This window comes from Pseudomonas phytophila (assembly GCF_025643095.1).
Classification (GTDB): domain Bacteria; phylum Pseudomonadota; class Gammaproteobacteria; order Pseudomonadales; family Pseudomonadaceae; genus Aquipseudomonas; species Aquipseudomonas quasicaspiana.
Window position 1 is genome coordinate 2,215,339 of record NZ_CP081201.1, and the last position, 15,771, is coordinate 2,231,109.

Below are 15,771 nucleotides of genomic sequence, written 5' to 3' on the forward strand. Positions count from 1 at the left end.
GAGACGCCGCCAGAAGACACACCGCGTTATCGTTTATCGTCGGAATGCCGCCCAGACCAAGCCCGGCTCCCACAATGTAAATGCGATTAACCGTTACAACCCCAATTCCCGCCCCAACACCACACTCAACGCATTGCGCGCATCATCAAGCTGCACCAGCGTTGCATGCCTTGCACCCAATGCGTCGCGATTTTCGATGGCGGTAAGGATTGCCTTGTGGCGCGGCAACGCCAACTCATGCAGGTTGGGACGCTGGTTGGAGTGCTTGAGCGCCTCACGCAATGCCAGTGAAAGCATGTTGCACAGGTGAGCGAGCAAGTCGTTGTGAGTCGCGTCGGCAATCCGGCTGTGAAAATCCAGGTCGGGCTGTAACAGTGCTTCAGGATTTGGCGCAGCCTCCATGCGTTGGTAAGCCTCACCAATCGAAGCGATCTCTTCATCGGTGGCGTGTTGTGCGGCGAGGGCGGCAACAGCGGGTTCGATGACCGCACGAACGCTGGTCAGCAAATTGAAGAATTCATTTTGTGGCGTGCACTGCATGATCCAGTGCAATACATCCGGGTCGAGCAGATGCCATTCACGACGGGCCTTCACCACCGTACCGACGCGTGGCCGGGAGTACACCAGCCCTTTGGCCACCAATACCCGGGTGGCTTCACGCAACACCGGTCGGCTGACGGCATACTCCTCACAGAGCAAGGCTTCGGCTGGCAGCTTTTCATCCGGCTTGAAACGCCCGGAGACAATCTGCATGCCCAGTTCCTGGACGATGCGGGCGTGCATGCTTTTACGGTCGGAAGGCTTTCGGTAATCCATGGGGACGCAAGTCGATCCTGAGCGATGAGTGCGGGGCATCATAGCATCGGCGTTGCGCGGTGGGAGACTGCTATGGGCCTGTGGGAGCAGAGCTTGCTCGCGATAAGGCTGAACGCGGATCACCTTGGATCGCATGTACCTTATCGCGAGCAAGCTCTGCTCCCACATTAGATTGCGTTCTTCTGTTGGAGCTGGGCTTGTCCGCGAATCAGTCGCTGCGGTGTATCAGGTTTACCGAGTAATCGCTCTTCGCGGGCAAGCCTCGCTCCAACGGGATTGTCTATCTATCAGTGAGAATGCCTTGGCACCTCAGCCCCGCGCATACCCACCAGGAAATCAAAGTCGCAACCCTGGTCGGCCTGCAGCACATGCTTCACATAAAGCTCGCGATACCCGCCCACCAACAGTTGCTGTTGTTGCGGGGGCTGCCAGTCGGCCAGGCGTGCGGCGAGTTCGGCGTCGGGAATATCCAGGTGTAAACGGCCGCTGGCGCAATCGAGTTCGATCCAGTCACCTTCCTGCACCACCGCCAACGGGCCACCGGCTGCGGCTTCGGGGGCCACGTGTAAAACCACTGTGCCGTAGGCCGTGCCGCTCATGCGCGCATCGGAAATCCGCACCATGTCAGTCACACCCTGGGCCAGCAGTTTTGCAGGCAGGCCCATGTTGCCGACTTCGGCCATGCCCGGATAACCCTTGGGCCCGCAGTTTTTCATGACCATGATCGAGTTGGCGTCGATGTCCAGATCCGGATCATTGATCCGTGCCTTGTACATGTCGAAGTTCTCGAACACTACGGCGCGGCCGCGGTGCTGCATCAATGAGGCGGTCGCGGCCGAAGGCTTGAGCACCGCACCCAGTGGTGCGAGGTTGCCGCGCAGCACGCAGATACCGCCGTCAGCGCGGATCGGGTTGTCCAGTGCACGGATCACTTCGTCTTCGCCGTAGATCGGCGCGTTCTGAGTATTCTCGCGGATGGATTTGCCATTAACGGTCAACGCGTCGGGATTGGGCAGCAGATTGGCCTCGTCCATACGCCGCAACACGGCGGGCAGGCCACCGGCGTAGTAGAACTCTTCCATCAGAAAGCGTCCGGAAGGCTGCAGGTCAACGATGGTCGGCATGCCGCGCCCCATGCGGGTCCAGTCGTCCAGCTCCAGGTCGACACCGATGCGTCCGGCGATGGCTTTCAAGTGGATCACCGCGTTGGTAGAGCCACCAATGGCCGCATTGACCCGAATCGCGTTTTCAAACGCCGCCTTGGTCAGAATCTTCGACAGGCGCAGGTCTTCTTTGACCATTTCTACGGCGCGCATCCCGGACATGTGCGCCAGCACATAACGTCGGGAATCTACGGCTGGAATCGCCGCGTTGTGGGGCAGGGAAGTGCCCAAGGCTTCTGCCATGCACGCCATGGTCGACGCGGTGCCCATGGTGTTGCAGGTGCCCGCCGAACGGGACATGTCGCCTTCCGCCGCGAGGAAATCGTCGAGAGTGATTTGTCCGCCTTTATAAGCCTCGTGCATTTGCCAGACCACGGTGCCGGAGCCGATGTCCTTGCCTTTATGTTTGCCGTTGAGCATCGGACCACCGGTGACAACGATGGCGGGCACGTCGCAACTGGCCGCGCCCATCAGCAGGGCGGGGGTGGTTTTGTCGCAACCGGTGAGCAGCACCACGCCATCAATGGGGTTGCCGCGAATCGCTTCTTCGACATCCATGCTGGTCAGGTTGCGGGTAAACATGGCGGTGGGGCGCAGATTGGATTCGCCGTTGGAGAACACCGGAAACTCTACCGGCCAGCCGCCTGCTTCAATCACGCCGCGTTTGACGTGCTCGGCGATTTGCCGGAAGTGGGCGTTGCAAGGGGTGAGTTCGGACCATGTGTTACAGATGCCAATAATGGGCTTGCCCTGAAACTGGTGATCGGCGATGCCCTGATTCTTCATCCAGCTGCGGTACATGAAGCCGTTCTTGTCGGCAGTACCAAACCATTGGGCAGAACGCAGGGGTTTTTTATCGGAATCAGACATGATCAGCTCTCTTATTGTAAGACTTAATGGCTTTTCTGCTGCTTAAGTTAAGCGCAAATTCGCGCCATTGGAAGAGTTGTTAGCTAAATAGTAATACTATATAGTCGATTTCAAGTGAGGGACGACCGTGGCGGCTGCATACAGATGCTTCAGGCCAGAGGCGATCTCCACTCCATAACAAGAACAATTGGAGATCGCACACATGAGCCAGGAACTCAGGCTTATTCGCCGCATCACCCTGAAATTGATTCCCTTCCTGATCCTGCTTTACCTGATCGCTTATGTGGACCGCTCTGCCGTGGGTTTTGCCAAGCTGCACATGGGCGCGGACATTGGTATCGGCGACGCGGCCTACGGGCTGGGCGCAGGGCTGTTTTTCATCGGCTACTTCCTGTTTGAAATCCCCAGCAACCTGATGCTCGAACGCTTCGGCGCTCGTCGCTGGTTCGCGCGGATCATGATCACCTGGGGCGCGATTACCATTGGTATGGCCTTCGTGCAGGGGCCGCACAGCTTTTATGTGATGCGTTTTCTGCTGGGTGCGGCCGAGGCGGGCTTCTTTCCGGGCGTGCTGTACTACATCACGCAGTGGTTCCCGGTTCGCCATCGCGGCAAGATCCTTGGCCTGTTTATCCTTTCCCAACCCATCGCGATGATGATTACTGGCCCGGTGTCCGGTGGTTTGCTGGGCATGGATGGCGTGCTGGGTCTGCACGGTTGGCAGTGGCTGTTTATCGTCATCGGCACCCCGGCCATCCTGCTGACCTGGCCGGTGCTGCGCTGGCTGCCAGATGGTCCACAGCAGGTTAAGTGGATGAACGAGACAGAAAAAAACTGGCTTGCCGGCGAACTGAAAAAGGACCTGGAAGAGTACGGTCAGACGCGTCACGGCAATCCGTTACACGCCCTGAAAGACAAACGCGTTCTGCTGTTGGCGCTGTTTTACCTGCCCGTGACCTTGAGCATTTATGGTCTGGGCCTGTGGCTGCCGACACTGATCAAACAGTTTGGCGGCACAGATCTGGTCACCGGCTTCGTGTCCTCTGTGCCTTACATCTTCGGCATCATCGGCCTGCTGATTGTCCCGCGCAGTTCCGACCGACTCAATGACCGTTACGGACACCTCGCGGTGCTTTATGTACTGGGCGCGATCGGCCTTTTCCTCAGCGCCTGGCTGACATTGCCGGTCGCGCAACTGGCGGCACTGTGTCTGGTCGCTTTCGCGCTGTTCTCCTGCACCGCAGTGTTCTGGACCTTGCCCGGCCGTTTCTTTGCAGGCGCCAGTGCGGCGGCCGGGATAGCCCTGATCAACTCGGTGGGCAATCTGGGCGGCTACATCGGTCCGTTCGTGATCGGCGCGCTGAAGGAATACACCGGCAATCTGGCTTCGGGCTTGTACTTCCTGTCCGGCGTGATGGTCTTCGGACTGGTTTTGACCGGCGTGGTTTACCACTTGCTGGAGCGCAAGCATGTGCTGCCCGCCAGCGATTTCGCCGCCAGCGCCCGCGGCCGCACTTGATTAATAACGGTAGGAGCGAACTTGTTCGCGAGGCGGCGTGTCTGGCACACCGCGTTCTGCATTTCGCCAACAAGTTGCCTCCTACCGAAAGGTGCGTTAGTAAATTTTGAAAGGAGATCCCAATGAACCTAGTGCAATTCGAACTCAGCAATGGCCAGCGTCGCGTCGGTCTGGTGGACGGCGATGTGATCCGTGAAGTGCAGGGCGCGCAGAGCGTGCGTGATCTGGCGTTATCCGCTATCGACGCCGGTATCGGTCTGGCGCAGCAGGTCGATAAACAGGGCCTTGGCGACAGCCATGATTACGCGCAACTGTTGCAGGATCTGCGCATTCTGCCGCCGCTGGACCATCCTGATCCTTCCCATGTGCTGGTCAGCGGCACCGGCCTGACTCACTTGGGCAGCGCTTCAGCACGGGACAAAATGCACCAGCAAGCGGGTGACGAAGCGTCGATGACCGACACCATGCGCATCTTCAAATGGGGCGTGGAGGGCGGCAAGCCTGAAGCCGGGCAGGCGGGTGTTCAGCCGGAATGGTTCTACAAAGGCGATGGCAGCATCGTCGTGCGCCCCGGCGCTGCCTTCGCGCTACCGCCGTTCGCCGAAGATGGCGGCGAAGAACCCGAACTCAGCGGCCTGTACGTGATTGGCAACGACGGCAAACCGTATCGCCTGGGTTTCGCCATCGGCAACGAATACTCCGATCACATCATGGAGCGCCGTAATTACCTGTACCTCGCTCACTCGAAATTGCGTGCCTGTTCCTTTGGCCCGGAACTGCGGGTTGGCGAGCTGCCGCAGAACCTGGCCGGGACCAGCCGCGTGCTGCGCGACGGTGAAGTGATCTGGGAGAAGGAGTTCCTCAGTGGCGAAGCCAACATGTGCCACAGCCTGGAAAACCTCGAGTATCACCACTTCAAATACAGCCAGTTCCTGCGTCGGGGTGATGTGCATGTGCACTTTTTCGGCACCGCTACACTTTCCTTTGCCGATGGCGTGCGCACCCAGCCGGGGGATCAGTTCCAGATCAGCCAGGCGGAGTTCGGCAAGCCACTGGTGAACGGGATCGAGAAGACCGAAGCCGCATTTTTGCCGGGCGGGATCGGGCAATTGTGATGATCATCCATAGGAATGCGATTTAACCCTGTGGGAGCTGAGCTTGGTCTGGGCGGCATTCCGACGATAAGGCTGGATGCGATTGACCTGATATCTGCGGTGCCCTTATCGTCGGAATGCCGCCCAGACCAAGCTCAGCTCCCACAAAAATCGCGTTTCAGTTCAAGTCAGTACCAACACCCGACACTCCAATAACAACAAGGAGGTGCGCACATGACCACCCACACTGCGCCAGTGGAAGCGTTCGATGCGGATGCTTTCGAGGACAAGATCTATCGCAAGGTGAACTGGCGGATCATCCCGCTGTTTATCCTCTGCTTTCTGTTTGCCTATCTGGACCGGGTCAATATCAGCTTTGCCAAGTTGCAGATGCAAAGCGATCTGGGTTTCAGCGAGACGGTCTATGGCCTCGGGGCCAGCCTGTTCTTCGTCGGATACTTTCTGTTCGAAGTCCCCAGCAACATGCTCCTGCACAAGATCGGCGCCCGGGTATGGATCGCACGAATCATGGTCACGTGGGGCATCACTTCGGCGTGCATGATGTTTGTGCAGACCGAGTTCTGGTTTTACACCCTGCGCTTTCTGATCGGGGTCATGGAAGCGGGCTTCGTACCAGGCGTGCTGTATTTCTTTACCCAGTGGTATCCGAGCAACCGTCGCGCGCGGGTCAATTCCTATTTCAAAAGCTCGATCTGCCTGTGCGGTATCGTCGGCGGGCCAATTGCCGGGCTGATTCTCAACCATTTCGACGGCGTGCTGGGCATGCCTGGCTGGCGCTGGCTGTTTCTGCTTGAAGGCCTGCCGTCGGTGTTGCTTGGCATCGTGGTGTTCTGGTTCGTCTGCGATCGCATCGAAGACGCCAAGTGGCTCAACGACGCCGAGAAAAAAGTCGTGCTGGCGCGTATGGCGCGTGAAGTCCAGCCCCAGACCCCGCAAACCTTCAAGGACATCTGGAAGCACCCGACCACTTACGTGATGTCGGTGATTTACCTGTGTCTGGTCATGGCCCTGACCGGCTTGCTGTTCTGGATGCCGCAGTTGATCAAGAGCGCCGGTGTTGCCGACACCATGACCATCGGTTGGCTGACCGTGATTCCTTATGTAGGCGCAGTGGTCGGCAATTTGCTGATCGGTGCGAGCTCCGACCGACGCGGTGAGCGCCGTTGGCACATGGCGGGCTGCGCGTTGTTCACGGCGGCGGGGTATCTGGTGTGTGCCGTCTTCCCCGGTCAACTGCTGCCCTTGATGATCGGCATGACCATGATCATGACCGGCATCATCGCCTGGATGCCGATTTTCTGGACCATCCCGCCACGTTTTCTCAGCGGTCTCGCGGCAGCGGCAGGTATTGCGCTGATCAACTCCATCGGTCAATTGGGCGGGATCATCGCGCCGTTCATGGTCGGACGAGTCAAGGACCTGACCGGTGCGGCGACGCCGGCTTTGTACGTGCTATGCGCAGTCTGCGTGTTGGCCATGGCGCTGATTATCTGGGGGATACCGAACCGTTATTACGTGCGCGAAACCACCCATGACAAACCTTCGGCGGGTGCAGTTGAAGCGACTGCCTGATTGTGACGGTGGTTCTGTCCAAGGTGGTTTTGGCCTATCATTCGCGCTTTTACACAGACGAAGACTGCCATGACCACCAATCCGACGACGATGAGCGCAGCCCTGAAAGACGCCACGATGCTGGAAATTGACGGGCTGCATGCCTGGGATTTCTTTCTGGGCGACTTTCTGACCCTCGAGTGCATGGATGGTCGCGAGCGCAAGACCTGGCGTTTCACGATGGAGCAGGTCAATGCTGCGACCTTCGATGATGCTCAGCAGTGCTGGCTGATCACTGACGGCACAAATGAGCACCGCATGAAATGCCTCGAAGCGTTCACGCCGAGCAAAGACGACGAAGAAGACGTACAAGAGGACTGACCTGCGGATAAAACCAATCAGCGGCAAGCCTGTCCTAAACGTTGTTCGCGCGTCGATGGCGCCCACTAACAACCTGAAAAAAGAAGGCTCTGCCCATGACTCGTACATTTCTGCCTTGGCTGGCACTGGCCGGCGCAATGAGCGCTTTTCCCATACAGGCGCAAAGCATGACTGAATACGATGTACTGATTGGTTCTTACACCCAGGCTTCCAGCGAAGGTATTTACCGGTACCGCTTCAACAGCCAGACCGGCCAGCTCGATGCCAAACCCCTGCAAGTGGTCAAGACTGACAACCCGTCCTGGCTGACCCTTTCCAAAGATCAGCGCCACCTGTTCGTGGTCAACGAGAACGGTCCCGGCGGAAAAGATGTCGTCGGCAAGGTCAGCAGTTTTGCCATTGATGCCAAGACCCATCAGATCACCCCGATCAATCAGGTGAAGAGCCAGGGTGACGAGCCGACGCATTCCAGCCTCAGCCCGGACCAGCGCTTCCTGTTCGTCTCCAACTATGCGGTGCAACCCGATCCGGGTGGAGCGTTGGCAGTGATCCCGGTGGACAAGAACGGCAAGCTGTCCGAAGTCGTTCAGGTCAGCAATGATCATGGCGCGAGTAAGGTCAATCCTGAGCGTCAGGCGTCTTCCCACGTCCACTCGGCGATCCCGACGCCGGATGACAAGTACGTGGTGACCAGCGATCTCGGTGCCGACAAGATGCTGGTGTTCAGCTACGACGGTAATCGCGCCAAGCCTTTGCAACCGGCCAAAACGCCAACGGTGCAATTGCCCGCTGGCAGCGGCCCGCGTCATCTGCTGTTCAGTGAAGATGGCAAGCACGCCTGGCTGACCCTGGAAATGGTCGCGCAGGTTGCAGTCTTTGATTATCACGACGGTGTGTTCAAGCAGACCCAACTGGTAGACCTGAAGAACAAGGATGCGCAGCAGAAAGTCGGCGCCGGTGGTTTGCACACCTCGCCGGACGGCAAATTTCTTTACGTTGCCAATCGTGGCGAAGCCAATCAAGTGCTGGTGTTTGCCATCGACGCCAAAGGGCAGCTCAAGGAAGTGCAGCGTCGTTCTGTTGAAGGTGTAGAGCCACGTGAGTTTCGCATCGATCCAAGCGGCCATTTCATGCTGATCGCCAACCAGAAGAGCAACCAGATCGTCACGGTGAAAGTCGATCCGAAAACCGGTTTGCTGGGTGACACGGTGCAAAAGCTCGACTTCGATTCGCCCTCGGACTTCCGATTCCTGACCGGCAAGTGATGCTGTGAGAACCCCAAGCCCTTTATTCATGCGGGCTTGGGGTTCTATCAATTCAAGTGATATGAGCTAGTGCTACAAAACATTTCGGCTGAGCCGCCCTCGGGGGTAAGTTTGAGTCACGGCCAAGACGGTCAAGACTTGAAACGTAGTTCAATAGAACATCCGAGGGTTAACGCCATGAACTTCAATATCTTCTCCATCATTGCCGCGTCTGCCATTTCCGCCACTGTTGCATTGCCTGCCCATGCCAGTGTTGATGTGTCCGACAAGAAGGCTCACGCCACCCAGACTTATACCCCTAAATACTTGCAGCAAAGTGCTAATTTCTACGCAGCACTGGATCACAAGACTCAACAATGAACAAGCGATTGAATCCATTCCCGGTTAACGAATGTATCGCTACCCGGGAATGGATTTCTGAACAGCACTGTTGTTGATTGTTGCTTTTGTTAATAGATCACTGCCGCTTTCGCGAGCATGTTCGCTTACCCAGGTTTTTGCGACCTTCTGATCATCGCGTATCAGAGCCATGCAAATTCTGCCAGTGAGCCTGCTCGCGAAAGCGCCGGATGAATCCCCTCTTGGCCCGCGTCTCTCATAGGATGCGGGCTTTTTTTATGCGAATTTTATGTTGTGTTTATGGGGGGGTGATTCTCTATACACCTGCTTTCCACAATTCCTGTGGGAGCGAATTTATTCGCGAAGGGGCCAGTGTATCCTCTGGATATGTATCTTCTGAAACACCGCCTTCCCGAATAAATTCGGTCCCACAGGGATCGTGTTTTCGGTCAGGATTTTTAATCGGTTTGATTAATCCTCCCAATAATCAACCCAACTGATATTGGCTATCTCCAGCCATCGTTTTTCAATACTCCGGTTTTCCACGATCCTGTCGGCCTGGCTACACAACACTGGAACTTACGGAGTTACACCCATGGCCACTGCCATTCTTCATTCCATTAAACAAGGCGCTTACATCGCCATGTCGCTTTATGTGGTTTTTATTGCAGTGGTTACTGTTACCAGCATGAATCCGCAACTGACAACACCCTCTACCCAAACGCTGGTTGATCGCGCAGCGCTGAACACTCAGGAGCGTGCATCGTGAGTGGCGGCAAAATGTGGGTGACTGCGGGGCTTGCAGTCATGATCAATGGCAGCACGTTGCTGGGGATTGGTCAGAACTCGGTCGGCGGGGTGGCGCGCAATATCGAATGCCGGTATGAAATCGCTCAGGCTATCGAGCTATCCCGGGCGCAGAAAGTGTTGGCGGGGAACCGGCCGGAGAAGGTTGGGGTGGTTGTGTGACGGACGGGACGATGTATTTCTCTGTGGGAGCGAGGCTTGCCCGCGATAAGGCTGAATACGATAGTCCTGATATCTGCAGTGCCCTTATCGCGGGCAAGCCTCGCTCCCACAGGGACGGTGTGCTCCTGAAATCCGTTTTTACTTCACCATCACTGCTTTAAACAAAGCTGACTGAATGAACCGATCCAGCCAGCCACGCAACTTCGGATACGGACTTGTCGCGAACCAATCCGGATCCACCGCGCTGAATTGCCGTATGAACGGCGCGACCGCGGTATCTGCCAGACTCAATCGATCCGTTATCAGAAAATCCCGGTCTTTCAAGCGCGCTTCCAGTTTCTGCAAGAACACCTCGCCCTGTTGACGGTAATGCGCCTGCGGATATTCCGGGTGGCGCACGAAGTATTTGTAGCGATCCAGATGCTGCTTGAACACCTGATCGTTCTCTTCGATCAACGCCTGAATGTCCCGGCGGCCGTCGCCATTGTCGATCAACAGCCAGCCATCCGGATCATTCTGCGCCAGCGCCCAGTGCATGATGTCCAGGCTCTGGTCTATTACCTGATCTTCAAGCACCAGAACCGGCACCGTACCTTTCGGCGAGCGCTCAAGCATCTCCGGCGGTTTGGCCTTGAGGCTGACTTCGTGGATCTGCACGGCGCAGCCTGCATAGCGCAGGGCCATACGGGCACGCATGGCGTAAGGGCAGCGACGGAACGAATAAAGCACGGCAGTCATCAGTTACTGACCTCGACCGTACTCAAGCCATTGCCCTGACGCTTCACCTGAATCTGCACCGGAATCCTTTCGTGCATTTCCTGCACGTGGGAGATCACCCCGACCTTACGGCCTTGAGCCTGCAAGCCATCCAGCGCGTCCATGGCCAACTGCAGGGATTCGGGGTCGAGGCTGCCGAAGCCTTCGTCGATAAACAACGATTCGATTTTCAACGTGCTCGATGCCATGGAGGCCAGCCCGAGTGCCAGCGCCAATGAAACCAGGAAGGTTTCGCCGCCGGACAGGGAATGCACTGAGCGCAGTTCGTCGCCCATTTCCGTGTCCATCACAAGCAACCCGAGCATGCTGCCGCCGCGCTTGAGGCGGTAACGACGCACCAGTTGCTTGAGCTGGGCGTTGGCATGATGCACCAGCAAATCAAGGTTGTAGGCCTGGGCAATCTTGCGGAATCGGTCGCCTTCGGCCGAGCCGATCAGCGCCGCCAGTCTTGCCCAGCGCTGGTATTCGCTATAAGCGTTGGCGATCTGCTCCTGCAATTCGCGGCTGGCGTTGTTGCGGCGCTCGTCTTCGCTAAGTTGCGCGCGCAGATCAGCGCATTGCTGTTCCTGTTCGGCGCACAGCTTTTGCGCCTCCAGCAAGGCAGCGGTCAACTGTTCGGCATCGGTCACGTCGCTGTGATGGGCCTGATGCTGTTGCAATTGCTTGTCCCGTTCCTGAAGCAGGACGCGACTTTGCTCCAGGGTCTTTTCGCTCTGCTGCAATTGTTGACGCAACTGGCTGACACCTTCGTCGCTGTAGCCGAGCAGCACCTCCAAGGCGGCGTCATCCAGCTCGGGATGAGCGCTGCGCCACTCGTTGATATGCTGATCCAGCTCGGCCAACTCTTGCTGCAATGCCTGCAAGCGCGACTGTTCGCTTTCGAGCCCTGTGGCCAGTTTGATCAACTCGCTACGTGCCTGTTGCAGCTCATCGCTGACGGCGGCTTGCGCCCGACGTGCCTGTTCCTGCGCGGTCTCAAGTTGCTGCTGCCATTGCTCGGCGCTGGTGTGGTCGCCCAGCATTTCAGCCAGGCGTTGTTGGCTGGCCAGTTGCTGGGCTTGCAGGTCGGCGAGGCGTTGTTGCTGTTTCGCACGCTCCTGTTCCAGATTGTGCTGGCTGTCCTGTTCGCGTTCGATCCGACGTGCGCGCTCAGCGTGTTCCTGTTGTTCTTCCTGTTGGCGGTCCAGTTGTTCCAGACGCTGGGCGATATCGTTGTCCAGTTGCATGAAGCTGTCGGTGGCCGCGTCACGCCAGCGTGACAGGCTTTCGGCGGGCAGCAGCGGTTCGAATTCTTGCAGTGCGGCTTCGAAGGCCTGATTGTCCAGCGCAATATTGCGCTGTTGATCGTCGAGCATTTTCATCGCGTGCTGGCTGGCATCACGGGCGCTTTGTACGTTTTGCTGCAACTGCTCGGCATCTTGCTGCACTTTGAGCAGCAGTCTTTGGCGCTGCTCGCTGGTGGCGATTTCTTCAGTCAAAGCACGCAGCCGCTCGCTCAGCCAGTCGCTGCGTAGCTGTTCGGGTTGTTCCAGCAAGCGCGCATAAAGCGGATGCGCTTCAAGTTCAGGCGTGAGCTTTTGCAGTTGCTCAGTGAGCTGTTCCAGTTGCGGCCGGGCCTGTTTCAGGCGTGCATTGAGTTCGGTGACTTCTGCACGCAACTCGGCGAGTTTTTCGCTGAGCTGGCTGACCTTCAACCGCGCACTGTTTTCTTCGCTGTCGTCATGGCCGGACAACGCCTGGAGCAGGGCGTCAGATTGATGATAAGGATGATCTTCGCTGCCACACACGGGGCAAGGCTGCTGATCAATCAACTGAGCGCGCAGCTCTTCAACGCTGGCGCTGCGGGCCAGACGCTGACGCTGCAGCAACTCGACAGTGACTTTCAACGCCTGCTCGGCAGCTTCGTGTTCGGTCTTGAGCTGCAGACCGCTGGCAATGCTTTTGTTGCGCTGCTCATTGGCCTGCTGTTGCTGCAACTCGACATCCTGCAGACGTTTTTCGATGTCCTGATGCCGTTGCCAGATGCGCTCCAGTGAATCGATGGTGCTGTGTTGCTGACGATTGTCGTGGAGCAATTGACCGAGACGCTGGATCTCGGCATTGACCGCTTCGGCTTTGACCTGTGCTTCGCTGTACAGCCCTTGCAGGGCGTTGCGTCGGTCAGTCAGCTCCTGCTCGGCACGGGTCGAGTTCTTTTCCAGCTCCGGCAGTTCTTCACGACCTTTATTCAGCCGCGCGCTGAGTTTGACGGCTTCCTGCAAGCGCGGCCGATAGGCCGTCCACGCTTTACTCAGGGGGGCGAGTACGGCGCTTTTTTCCAATTGCCCGGCAATGCTTTGCAGGCGTTCATCCAGCAAGCGCTGTTGATCGAGCAATTGATTCAGCGCCGCCTGGCTGTCGGCTTTTGTGCGCTCGGCCGCTTCGGCGTGGAGCGTTGCGTCCTGGAGTTCCTTGTTCAGTTGGGTGAGGTTGCCTTGCTGTTCGAACGCCTGACCGATGATCGGCGCGGCGGTTTTTTTCTGTTGTTCGGCCAGTTCAAGAGCGCTAGTGGCGGCGAGCAGCTTTTCTTCAAGCCCGGTTTGGCGCGCTTGCAGGTCATTCTGGCGTTGCACGTGCTCGGCGATTTGCGCACTGAGCGGGCTCAACTGGGCGTCGAGTCGATGGCGCTGGGCGAACAGGTGCCGCTGCGGGGCAAGGCGTTCCAGCTGGCCGAGCAACTGACGCTGACTGCTCTGGTTTTCCCAGTCCTGCTGGGCGCTGGCCAATTGTTCACTGGCGCTCAGGTGTTCGTCTCGCAGGCGTAGCAGTTCGGTGAGCCACTGCTGCTTGAGTTCCAGCTGACGCTGTTGCGCCTGCTGAGTTTTGAGCTGTTGTTGGGCTTCGCTGAAATGTTGCTCCAGTTCTGCGCGCTGCTCCGGTGGCATGGGCGCGATGCCCGTCGCCATTAGCTTGAGATCCTCGTAGAGCTTTTCTGCCTCTTTGCTCTTGCTGAAAGCCCGGCGGCCCAACTGGCTGTAGATCGCCGTATCAGTAAGCTTTTCCAGCAGTTCGCTGCGCTCTTTGTCATCCGCTTTAAGGAAGGCGCTGAATTCGCTCTGAGCGAGCATGACTGCCCGGGTGAACTGCTCGAAGTTCAGGCCCAGACGGGCCTCGAGCATGGTTTTGTATTCGGATTTGTTCTGCGTGCTGAGGATCTGTTCGCTGTCCAGATCGGTCAGGGTCTGACGGCTGGCCTGGAGTTTTTTCGTGGCGTTATCCCGTGCGCGGTTGGTTTCCCAGCGAGCGCGGTAGCGGCGTTTGTCTATGCCGACGAAATCCACCTCGGCATAACCGCTGCCGGTGCCACGCCGTAGCAAGGTGCGCGGATCGTTGGTGCTGATGTCGCCGTCGATTTCCGGAACCCGTGACTGGCCGATGTTGCTCAGGCGCGGGATGGCCCCGAACAGCGCCAGACACAGTGCGTCGAGCAAGGTGCTTTTGCCCGCACCAGTCGGCCCTGTAATGGCAAACAAACCGGCGCTGGCCAACGGCTCTGCGGTGAAGTCCAGTTCGAACGGACCCGCGAGGGAGGCGAGGTTTTTCAGGCGGATGGCGAGAATTTTCATGGTTGCTCGCTCTCCAGCTGGACTTCCTGCAGCAGCGTGGCGAAGTCACTCAGGGTTTGTTCGTCGACCTCGCTGCCGTAGTTATCCAGCCACGCGCGGCTGAACAGTTCCTGGGGGCTGAGCTGATCCAGCTCGATCAGGCCTTCGTCGCTGTCGCCACCGTCACTGCTGCCTTTACCGGCATATTCGGCGCCGATACGTACCAGGCGCACGGCTTTGCCTTGCAGGGCTTCTTCGATCTGGTTACGCAGGTCCGGCTGCGGTTCGTCCAGGCGGACCCGAACTTCCAGCCAGGGCTGGCGATCAACGTCGGCCAACAAGTCGATGTCCGGCAAATCCTTAAGCTGCAACAGCAGCTCGGCCAGCGGTGCCGGGCCGATTCGTTGCAGATTGACGGCGCGGGGAATCAGCAGGGTTTCGACGCTGCGCAGTTGCTCGCCGTCGCAGTCAATTTCGAGAATCTGGTGTTGATAGCCAATCTCCGAAAACGACAAAGGAATGGGCGAGCCGCAATAACGAATGCGCTCTTCGCCGTTGACCCGCTGCGGTTTGTGCAAATGGCCGAGGGCGACGTAAGTGATGCTCGGGCCGAACAGGCTGGCGGGCAGAGCTTCAGCGTTACCGATAATCAGGCTGCGCTCGGAGTCTTCCGACACCGAACCACCGGCCATGTGGGCGTGGCTGATGGCGATCAGCGCCTGACCCGGCTGGCGTTTCAGATTAGCCGCTTCGATCAGCAGTTCGTGTACGCGGCCAATGCCACGCAAGTAATCGTCGCCCAGTGTCGCGCCGGTGACTTCAGCAGGGCGCAGGAAAGGCAGGGCCAGGCACCATGCGCCGATTTCACCTTTTGCGTCGGGCAGTGGCAGCAACAGGCGTTCGACATCCAGCGTGCCGTCATCGAGCCACAGTACGCGGCCCAGGGCATGGGTGCGCAAACGGCGCATCAGGGGCGCGGGAAGTTCGATGCGCGAACCGGAATCGTGGTTGCCAGCAATCATCACGATGGTCAGCAACGGTTGCTGCTCGTGGGCGCTGACGATGAAGTCGTACAGCCGCTCCTGGGATTTGACCGGCGGGTTGACGGTGTCGAAGATGTCTCCCGCGATCAGCAGTACATCGGGCTGGCGCTCTTTCAGTCGGGCCAGCAGCCAGGTCAGAAAGCTGGCGTGTTCGAAGTCCCGCTCCTGGCCGTGAAGGTTCTGGCCGAGGTGCCAGTCGGAGGTGTGGAACAGTCGCATGGGTAATCTCAATCCTGAATTGGGGGCTTGGCCGGTTGAATGCGCTTTTGAACCTGTGCAATTTTTATGTGGGAGCGAGGCTTGCCCGCGATAAACGATAACGCGGAGTCTCTTCCACCTGCGTCTCATGTATCGCGTGCAAGCACCGCTCCCACATTGA

The 15,771-nt window shown here is 58.0% G+C and carries 13 protein-coding genes; 8 read left to right on the forward strand and 5 right to left on the reverse strand.

Annotated features, from left to right (window positions below; translation table 11 throughout):
* Positions 1 to 93 precede the first annotated feature (93 nt).
* The gene (locus tag K3169_RS09905) at positions 94 to 816 is read right to left on the reverse strand and encodes a FadR/GntR family transcriptional regulator (RefSeq protein WP_027900538.1); all 723 of its coding nucleotides are present in this window, start codon (positions 814 to 816) and stop codon (positions 94 to 96) included.
* Positions 817 to 1,103: 287 nt separating this feature from the next.
* Positions 1,104 to 2,849 (reverse strand): IlvD/Edd family dehydratase, encoded by a 1,746-nt coding sequence (locus K3169_RS09910; protein ID WP_099269669.1) that lies wholly within the window; start codon positions 2,847 to 2,849, stop codon positions 1,104 to 1,106.
* A 202-nt stretch (positions 2,850 to 3,051) separates the two neighbouring features.
* Between K3169_RS09910 and K3169_RS09915 the strand changes: the two genes are divergently transcribed.
* The 8 genes from K3169_RS09915 to K3169_RS09950 all read left to right on the forward strand — a co-directional run bounded on the left by K3169_RS09915 (position 3,052) and on the right by K3169_RS09950 (position 9,988).
* Positions 3,052 to 4,368 (forward strand): MFS transporter, encoded by a 1,317-nt coding sequence (locus tag K3169_RS09915; protein WP_263271267.1) that lies wholly within the window; start codon positions 3,052 to 3,054, stop codon positions 4,366 to 4,368.
* A gap of 122 nt (positions 4,369 to 4,490) precedes the next feature.
* On the forward strand, positions 4,491 to 5,483 hold the full coding sequence (gene araD1, locus K3169_RS09920) for an AraD1 family protein (RefSeq protein ID WP_263271269.1): 993 nt from the start codon (positions 4,491 to 4,493) through the stop codon (positions 5,481 to 5,483).
* A gap of 213 nt (positions 5,484 to 5,696) precedes the next feature.
* On the forward strand, positions 5,697 to 7,055 hold the full coding sequence (locus tag K3169_RS09925; RefSeq protein WP_122703616.1) for an MFS transporter: 1,359 nt from the start codon (positions 5,697 to 5,699) through the stop codon (positions 7,053 to 7,055).
* A 69-nt stretch (positions 7,056 to 7,124) separates the two neighbouring features.
* Positions 7,125 to 7,415, forward strand: a complete 291-nt coding sequence (locus K3169_RS09930) for a DUF5629 family protein (protein WP_263271270.1) — start codon at positions 7,125 to 7,127, stop codon at positions 7,413 to 7,415.
* A 95-nt stretch (positions 7,416 to 7,510) separates the two neighbouring features.
* Positions 7,511 to 8,680: a lactonase family protein gene (locus K3169_RS09935; RefSeq protein ID WP_263271271.1), complete on the forward strand. Its 1,170-nt coding sequence runs from the start codon at positions 7,511 to 7,513 to the stop codon at positions 8,678 to 8,680.
* 177 nt (positions 8,681 to 8,857) lie between these two features.
* Entirely contained in the window at positions 8,858 to 9,040 is a 183-nt protein-coding gene (locus tag K3169_RS09940) for a hypothetical protein (RefSeq protein WP_027900531.1), read from the forward strand.
* A 574-nt stretch (positions 9,041 to 9,614) separates the two neighbouring features.
* Positions 9,615 to 9,788 (forward strand): hypothetical protein, encoded by a 174-nt coding sequence (locus tag K3169_RS09945; protein WP_263271272.1) that lies wholly within the window; start codon positions 9,615 to 9,617, stop codon positions 9,786 to 9,788.
* Positions 9,785 to 9,988 (forward strand): hypothetical protein, encoded by a 204-nt coding sequence (locus K3169_RS09950; protein ID WP_049826970.1) that lies wholly within the window; start codon positions 9,785 to 9,787, stop codon positions 9,986 to 9,988. The genes K3169_RS09945 and K3169_RS09950 overlap by 4 nt, the downstream gene beginning before the upstream one ends.
* A gap of 138 nt (positions 9,989 to 10,126) precedes the next feature.
* Here the strand turns inward: K3169_RS09950 and K3169_RS09955 are convergent, their stop codons facing one another.
* The 3 genes from K3169_RS09955 to K3169_RS09965 are packed head-to-tail and all read right to left on the reverse strand — an operon-like array spanning position 10,127 to position 15,611.
* Positions 10,127 to 10,729 (reverse strand): glutathione S-transferase, encoded by a 603-nt coding sequence (locus K3169_RS09955; protein WP_263272252.1) that lies wholly within the window; start codon positions 10,727 to 10,729, stop codon positions 10,127 to 10,129.
* Positions 10,726 to 14,370, reverse strand: coding sequence for an AAA family ATPase (locus K3169_RS09960; RefSeq protein WP_263271273.1), 3,645 nt, complete (start codon positions 14,368 to 14,370; stop codon positions 10,726 to 10,728). Before K3169_RS09960 ends, K3169_RS09955 begins: the two co-directional genes overlap by 4 nt.
* Positions 14,367 to 15,611, reverse strand: coding sequence for an exonuclease SbcCD subunit D C-terminal domain-containing protein (locus K3169_RS09965; RefSeq protein WP_027900528.1), 1,245 nt, complete (start codon positions 15,609 to 15,611; stop codon positions 14,367 to 14,369). Before K3169_RS09965 ends, K3169_RS09960 begins: the two co-directional genes overlap by 4 nt.
* Positions 15,612 to 15,771: the final 160 nt, after the last annotated feature.

What these genes read in the sequence shown, in the direction of transcription:
- K3169_RS09905 (WP_027900538.1), bottom strand. Translation starts at nt 816, where the DNA reads ATGGATTACCGAAAGCCTTCCGACCGTAAAAGCATGCACGCCCGCATC.
- K3169_RS09910 (WP_099269669.1), bottom strand. Translation starts at nt 2,849, where the DNA reads ATGTCTGATTCCGATAAAAAACCCCTGCGTTCTGCCCAATGGTTTGGT.
- K3169_RS09915 (WP_263271267.1), top strand. Translation starts at nt 3,052, where the DNA reads ATGAGCCAGGAACTCAGGCTTATTCGCCGCATCACCCTGAAATTGATT.
- araD1 (WP_263271269.1), top strand. Translation starts at nt 4,491, where the DNA reads ATGAACCTAGTGCAATTCGAACTCAGCAATGGCCAGCGTCGCGTCGGT.
- K3169_RS09925 (WP_122703616.1), top strand. Translation starts at nt 5,697, where the DNA reads ATGACCACCCACACTGCGCCAGTGGAAGCGTTCGATGCGGATGCTTTC.
- K3169_RS09930 (WP_263271270.1), top strand. Translation starts at nt 7,125, where the DNA reads ATGACCACCAATCCGACGACGATGAGCGCAGCCCTGAAAGACGCCACG.
- K3169_RS09935 (WP_263271271.1), top strand. Translation starts at nt 7,511, where the DNA reads ATGACTCGTACATTTCTGCCTTGGCTGGCACTGGCCGGCGCAATGAGC.
- K3169_RS09940 (WP_027900531.1), top strand. Translation starts at nt 8,858, where the DNA reads ATGAACTTCAATATCTTCTCCATCATTGCCGCGTCTGCCATTTCCGCC.
- K3169_RS09945 (WP_263271272.1), top strand. Translation starts at nt 9,615, where the DNA reads ATGGCCACTGCCATTCTTCATTCCATTAAACAAGGCGCTTACATCGCC.
- K3169_RS09960 (WP_263271273.1), bottom strand. Translation starts at nt 14,370, where the DNA reads ATGAAAATTCTCGCCATCCGCCTGAAAAACCTCGCCTCCCTCGCGGGT.
- K3169_RS09965 (WP_027900528.1), bottom strand. Translation starts at nt 15,611, where the DNA reads ATGCGACTGTTCCACACCTCCGACTGGCACCTCGGCCAGAACCTTCAC.